General features: G+C 53.0%; 5 protein-coding genes and 1 pseudogene. All 6 read right to left on the bottom strand.

Annotated elements, in window-relative coordinates:
• Nucleotides 1-243: 243 nt before the first annotated feature.
• Entirely contained in the window at nucleotides 244-2,055 is a 1,812-nt protein-coding gene (locus ACTQ3V_RS15195) for a polysaccharide deacetylase family protein (protein ID WP_441468245.1), read from the bottom strand.
• 94 nt (nucleotides 2,056-2,149) lie between these two features.
• Complete coding sequence (locus ACTQ3V_RS15190) at nucleotides 2,150-3,040, bottom strand: DegV family protein (RefSeq protein WP_441468244.1); 891 nt, start codon at nucleotides 3,038-3,040, stop codon at nucleotides 2,150-2,152.
• 12 nt (nucleotides 3,041-3,052) lie between these two features.
• Nucleotides 3,053-3,241, bottom strand: coding sequence for a hypothetical protein (locus ACTQ3V_RS15185; protein ID WP_441468243.1), 189 nt, complete (start codon nucleotides 3,239-3,241; stop codon nucleotides 3,053-3,055).
• 222 nt (nucleotides 3,242-3,463) lie between these two features.
• Nucleotides 3,464-3,886, bottom strand: a complete 423-nt coding sequence (locus ACTQ3V_RS15180; RefSeq protein ID WP_441468246.1) for a hypothetical protein — start codon at nucleotides 3,884-3,886, stop codon at nucleotides 3,464-3,466.
• 12 nt (nucleotides 3,887-3,898) lie between these two features.
• Nucleotides 3,899-4,774, bottom strand: a pseudogene (locus ACTQ3V_RS15175) (collagen-like domain-containing protein); the annotation flags it as partial.
• Between the two features lie 140 nt (nucleotides 4,775-4,914).
• Nucleotides 4,915-5,985, bottom strand: a complete 1,071-nt coding sequence (locus ACTQ3V_RS15170) for a glycosyltransferase family 2 protein (RefSeq protein ID WP_441468242.1) — start codon at nucleotides 5,983-5,985, stop codon at nucleotides 4,915-4,917.
• Nucleotides 5,986-6,234 lie beyond the last annotated feature (249 nt).

The raw sequence follows: 6,234 nt of genomic DNA, 5'->3' as shown, positions 1-6,234 counted from the left end.
TACATGAATATGAAGCACTTGGAGGCGGCTCTGGAAGACGTCTCTATTGCCGGCTGACCTCATTCAGCCAGAATCTGCAAACATTTTTGCGCATAATTCTTGACAGCACCATTTCCCCATCAACATCATGAAAGCAGGCAGATACTTCATCTGCCTGCTTTTTTCTTCTAAATAAAACCACCAGCACTTTTCTATGGTGCTGGTGGTTGTTTGGGTTTGCTCTTAACTTGTATTTCTTTGCGATCAGGTGAATTCCGTCGGCGCATAGGTGCCGTCCGCAATCTGCTTGGCAACCTTATCGGTCAAGCCATTATACACAACACCCGGCTCCAGCGTAATTCCTTTAACTGCTGCGAGTTCAGAGACCGTGACAAACGCATAGGTTTTATCCGTGCGGCTTTGCAACTCGTCAATGGCTGACAACGCGCCTTCCACCGAAGTCGGATACAGGTCGTGCATCAGAACAACCGACCCATCCGCCGCATTCACAATAGCATCGTGTACGCTCTGCTTATTGCGGTTTTTCCAGTCCTGCGTATCCACATTCCAGTTGATGATCGGCAGACCCAATTCCTTGGCGACCGCCTTAACATCGCTGTTTACGCCGCCGCCAACCGGACGCAGCACAGTGGGGGACTGCCCTGCCTTCTCATTGATCGTACTCGTCGCGGACGAAATTTCTTTCTCAATACCATCTTTTTTTAGTCCGGTCAGGTGCTGCATCGGATGCGTCATTGTATGGTTGCCCAACTCATGCCCTTCGGACGCCAGCCGTGACATCGTGCCGCTAAACATATTGACACGGTCACCAACCATGAAGAAGGTTGCATGTGCGCCGCGTTCCTTCAAGCCATCCAGTAAATATGCCGTCAGGCCATTCGGATAGCCCTTGATTGCACCGGTCGGTCCATCGTCAAACGTCAGGGCAATATATACATCAGCATCCGGAATATTCGAGGCAACTGCCTGCGTTAGCCCATTGGTCTGTCCGGACAAATAGGCCTTCTGGCTATCAAACCCATCCAGTGAGGTGACGGCAAAAGCAAACGCGCCATCCTCCAGCCCAGTATAGGCTTTGCCCAGCACCGCGGCAAACAGCGGCGCAGACACATAAAACCGTCCGCTGTCACCGTCTGTAAAGGCGCTGATATCATCGCCTCGCACACGGTCTCCGTTTACCTTTGTTTTTCCGTTACCCTGTATCGTCGATTGGATGCCGTTATACTCTACCGTCCACTCATTGCTTCCGTCAAAGGAGGCCGTTCCACCCAATGCGTTCATCGCTGCACTGAGCGGCACATATTGCAGTCCATCCCGCTCTACTACGGAAACACCGCGATGCCCGCCCTTTTCCTTCATTTGCCGAACCGCACCTTGGTACTGCAGCTTATCTGAATTGGTACGCATGAGCACACTATCGGATGCAAGCTGTTTTTCCGACGGCCCAAGCTCGGATAGCGCTTCATCGGCAATCTTGCCCAGCTTTTCATCGTCCAACGTCTTTTGGGATTGCGAAACCACAACCAAATCACCCATGTCGACGCCTAACTCACCTACCTGCCAGGAGAACAGCTGGCAGATATCGTGCACCGGCACAAAGACTGTCCCATCCTTCATGACGGGCGCAATCGACAGGGTTTTCGTTTCTTCATTAAACTGAGCGGTTTTGCTATCCGCCTGTATCCGAAGCGTATCATTTCGCTCCGTCAAAACAGCGGTTTTGCCGCTCTCGTCCCAGGACAGCTCCAGTCCCAGATTGTCGCACAACGATTTTACCGACACAAACACGTTTCCATTGCTGTCCCGATACGGCGTCGCACCACCCAGATCAACTATTTTGCCATCTGTCAATGCACGCGCATTGTCGACTTGGTATACCAGCTGATTCCGATCCCCACCAAAAATCGCACTGGATACCTCTTTGACAATTTGAAACGCAACCGGAACCGCAACAATCACCACCAGAATCAGTGCGATCAGCACGCCATAGTGGCTGTTACGGCGACGGTGTCTGTGGCGCCGGTAAGTCGTCCGGTACGCCGATTGATATGTCATTTTCCGTTCATTCCTTCCTACCTATTATTGATTATATATGTTCTCTATTGGTTTATTATAGCATTAAACCCATCATACAAAAGTTACAGTACCGTTAATTTTCTTTTCCTGCGGCAAGAAGTGCTTCCGTCAGCATTTGCACGCCGACGCCCAACAGATGCGGCCCCACATACGCACCCAATGTGCAGTCGATTTCGCCCTCTAAAAAATGCAGATAGTCCGGCAGGCTTTTCTGCGCCATCTCACGTATCTCTTTGAGTTCTGCCGGCGCATCTCCATGTGCCACCGCTAAATTGAACGGCACGCCTCGCGGCACCAGCGCTGTTGCCATCTGCACCATCTTCTGCATTGCAGCCTTACGTCCGCGAATTTTAGCGACACTGGTCAGCTCTCCATCCGGTGCAAAGGAAATAATGGGTTTGATTTGCAACAGTGTTCCCGCCACAGCTGCAATTTTCCCGATGCGTCCACCTTTTCGCAAGTATTCCAACGTATCCATGCAGAAGAATACATGCGTATTCCGAATCAGCCCAGGCATGGCGCGCAGCAGTTCATTCCAAGACCATCCCTCTTCGATCCAGCGCGCCGCCTGTATCACCATCATTCCGATGCCCAGAGAACCGCTCAACGTATCAAATGCCGCAACCTCAAGCCCAACGGTCTGCTCGCCTATCAGTCGCACCAAATTTCCGGTACCGCTCAAACCGCCGGAGAGGTTAATCGCCAACACCTTAGTATATCCAGCTTGCTTGATGCGCGCATACGCCTGCTCCACCATATCTCCGCCCGGCAGCGTTGTTTTAGGGATTTCCTGCGGCAATCTGCGATAGACCTCAGTAGGCGTGATATCCACACCATCCGCATATTCACCATCCGAAAAAATCAGCTTGAGTGGCACAACATAGATATCATACCGACGCACCAAGTCCTGCGGGATATCCGCACAAGAGTCCGTCAGTAACGCAATTTTCTGTTTATTTATCATTTCTTTCCCCTTTTACAAATCTTCTCCCGCGCTCCAGTTAATCAAATGTGGCGAAGGCTTGGATTCATTTTGTCCGGGCGGCGCTACTTTCACACCAAAAAAATCATACCATTGTCCACATGTATCACATTGCCATGCAGTTGCCCCGGTTTCATCCATAATATAGATTTCATTTCCACATTCGCAGGTTAAAATTGTCATGCCGTTTCCCTTCTTTTTGTATGCCGCGCTTTCCATCCGGCCGATACTTATAGAATATATAGTAGTATAGCATACCTCGTATAAGAAGTCGAACCTATTTATTCCTTTTTCAGAATTAATTCACACTTTTTCAGCGTTTTTATTCAAAAAGCAACACAGGACCCGGCCGTTTGCGCGGCCGGGTCCTGCAAAGGGCAGACGCTTTTGTCAATAGACATGCTTTTAGCTCGGTATGCTGCCGTTTCTGGTCACAGTTGCGGAAATATTGCTGTACAAAAACCCCTTCGCAGTACTGACTATTTGCAGCGTTGCCGGGACAGAAGAGACCGCAAACGGCACAGTAAACGCCAAATGCACCACATTGTTTGTGTTGGTAAAATTATACTGTGCCACACCCCCCGGCAAACCTGTACCATTGAGCTGCGCAACCGTACTGAGATTGAGTGGAAAACTAACACTTTTCGCAGGCGCAAAGCCTCCATGGAACGCAAGGGTATAAACACCTGGTTGGTTGATGGTAAAGGTCGGACTGTTTGCCGCATGACTGACAGCAGTGCCATAAGACAACGCATTCTGGTCAAACAGCAACGACGTTTGACCGATGCCGGGTTGTGGCGGCGTGGAATAGGCCGATAACAACTGCACATCTGTACCTGTACCTGCTGGGCCGGTCGGACCTGTCGGGCCGGTTGGGCCAGTTGCTCCTGTTGGACCCGTTTTTCCAGTTGGGCCAGTTGGGCCAGTTGGGCCGCTCGGGCCGGTTGGACCAGTCGCACCGGTTGCGCCGCTCGGACCTGTTGGGCCGGTTGCGCCGCTCGGGCCAGTTGCACCTGTCGCACCGCTCGGACCCGTTGGGCCGGTTGCGCCGCTCGGGCCAGTTGCTCCTGTCGGACCAGTTGCTCCTGTCGGACCTGTCGGGCCGGTTGCGCCGCTCGGACCCGTTGCGCCACTCGGGCCTGTCGGACCTGTCGGGCCGGTCGGGCCAGTTGCTCCTGTCGGACCTGTCGGGCCGGTTGCGCCGCTCGGACCCGTTGCGCCACTCGGGCCTGTCGGACCTGTCGGGCCGGTCGGGCCAGTTGCTCCTGTCGGACCGCTCGGACCTGTCAGGCCGGTTGGACCAGTCGGACCAGTTGCTCCTGTCGGACCTGTCGGGCCGGTTGCGCCGCTCGGGCCAGTTGCACCTGTCGGACCTGTCGGACCTGTCGGGCCGGTTGCGCCGCTCGGACCCGTTGCTCCTGTCGCACCGCTCGGTCCCGTTGCTCCTGTCGGGCCGGTCGGGCCACCCGCTGGACCAGTAGCTCCCGTCGGGCCGGTTGCACCAGTGGAACCAGTGCTTCCACGCTGGCCGGTTGCTCCAGTTGCACCCGTCGCTCCAGTAGCTCCCGTTGCGCCCCTCTGCCCCTGCGGACCCATAGGTCCCATTGGCCCGCGCTCACCGCGGTAACCGCGCGGCCCAGCCGGACCGATAGCGCCGGTCGGGCCGGTGGGGCCGCGTCTGCCTTCTGCGCCACAGTCGCCGCAAAGCGGTTCTATCCATTCGTCAGATGCACGATATCTATCGCCATATCCGCCGAATTGAGGGCGATGATACATATCATTCTTCCTTTCGAGGAATTTGCCGAAAAAGCATTCGGCATTTCAGCCTATGCTTCTTCCGCTTCCCTTGCCACCGGCTATCGCTGCATGCTTGCAAAATACCGCCGATTGTAAGCAACCGCCGGAGAGTCTGGACAATATACCGCAGCTCGTTCATTCCATTCTTTTGCTTCTGCATACCGCCCGAGCCGATCACAGCACATGCACAATCCCAGACACGGAATATATCCATAGCACAACGGCTTGACAAAAGCACCATTTTGCTCTGCGTACGGAACACGCAGCGCGGTTTCATACCAGAACCGTCCCTGTTCCAGCCTACCGTCCTCCACTTCCAAGGCGGCAAGCGCGCAGCAGGTTTCAGCGCGCGGGCTATCCAGCGCAAATGAGCGCACCAGTGCCTGCCGTGCTCGCTCTCTGTTCCCTGATTCCAATAGGCAATCTGCCAGATTTCTGCACGCTTCAATCTGATTTTCGACCCAGCTATCGGGTCTATGCAAGAAATCCTCAAATGCCGAAACCGCTTGCGTGAATCTCCGATGCGTCATCAGCTCACGCGCATAATAAAACTGTCCACGCGTATCCAAACGCTCGCCACGCGACAGTATTCGTTCATAAATCTTCAAATTGCGATCGCTGTCCGACACTTTTTCTTTACGATGTGTTACTGCCGCGTCTGCATACAGAATTTTCCCGCACGGTGCAATACATTCATGCACCGCACCTGTCCATTGAAAACCTGCCGCGCGCCGCAGTAAACGCTCTCGATAATACGTGTAGCTCGGGCGGCCACGCTCGTCAAAAGCGGTATGGTACGGCAGCATAACCACATCCGTTGTCTCATCCAGTTCCTGTTTCAGCTGTAAAAATCGCCCTTTATCCTCTGGTGTGATGATATCATCCGCATCAAGCCACAGGATGAAGTCTTTTGTTGCCTGCGCAAACGAATAATTGCGCGCAGCAGCAAAGTCATCACACCATTCAAAATTCAAAACCCGTCCGTACTGTGCAGCAATTTCCTTTGTTCGGTCAGACGATCCGGTGTCCACAACCACTATCTCGTCTGCAATCTCCGCCGCGCTATCCAAACACCGCGCAAGAACCTCCTCTTCCTCTTTCACAATCATGCACAAACTAATCGTAACCACATAAATCCCTCCCATTCAGCGTATGCCTTTTCACAATAAGTGGAACCGGGAAACGATTTCATCTCAGCGACTGCACTAAAAAATATCTATTGTTTTTTAATTCTGCGTTAATTCCCTGTTTTTTCGCGATCTAATTTATAAGGCAACACCGCACAAAAAAGTAAGCGTGATACAGCCCGACATGATATAATAAAAACATGGATAAACAGATGACAATGTCTGCGCTTAGTGATGAACTGGCGCAGGTAC

The organism is Candidatus Agathobaculum pullicola (genome assembly GCF_052117205.1).
Classification (GTDB): Bacteria; Bacillota; Clostridia; order Oscillospirales; family Butyricicoccaceae; genus Agathobaculum; species Agathobaculum pullicola.
This window is presented reverse-complemented; position numbering and strand designations above follow the sequence as displayed.

What these genes read in the sequence shown, in the direction of transcription:
- ACTQ3V_RS15190 (WP_441468244.1), bottom strand. Translation starts at nt 3,040, where the DNA reads ATGATAAATAAACAGAAAATTGCGTTACTGACGGACTCTTGTGCGGAT.
- ACTQ3V_RS15195 (WP_441468245.1), bottom strand. Translation starts at nt 2,055, where the DNA reads ATGACATATCAATCGGCGTACCGGACGACTTACCGGCGCCACAGACAC.
- ACTQ3V_RS15185 (WP_441468243.1), bottom strand. Translation starts at nt 3,241, where the DNA reads ATGACAATTTTAACCTGCGAATGTGGAAATGAAATCTATATTATGGAT.